This window comes from Pseudoalteromonas sp. 19-MNA-CIBAN-0066 (genome assembly GCF_040308705.1).
Taxonomy (GTDB): Bacteria; Pseudomonadota; Gammaproteobacteria; order Enterobacterales; family Alteromonadaceae; genus Pseudoalteromonas; species Pseudoalteromonas nigrifaciens.
In genome coordinates this window covers 1-234 of record NZ_JBEONZ010000439.1, presented here as the reverse complement: position 1 = coordinate 234, position 234 = coordinate 1, and the positions used below count along the sequence as shown (strand labels likewise).

The 234-nt window shown below is 38.0% G+C and carries 1 protein-coding gene; it reads right to left on the bottom strand.

All coding sequences use genetic code 11. The features are described 5' to 3' along the window. The coding region (locus AAEZ18_RS19740; protein ID WP_352256153.1) for an isocitrate dehydrogenase kinase/phosphatase AceK regulatory subunit at positions 1–234 on the bottom strand (234 nt) is incomplete at both ends.

The window sequence follows — 234 nt, the reverse complement described above, 5'->3', positions numbered from 1 at the left end:
GGGCTGAACCCCACTTTTTGAAACAACACGACCAACAATATAGGCTGCTTTATTACGATAAAAAGGTGTGTGTAAAATATCAAAGCGCATTTGCCAAGGTTGGTGATGTGTATCGGGGGCTTGTTTATAAAAAGCTTTAACAAGGAGGCGGATATCACGCTCTAAATTTACAAATGGGGCTTTAAAATCAAAATGATTAATAATGCGTTTTATTGTTGGTTTGAGGCCATCAAC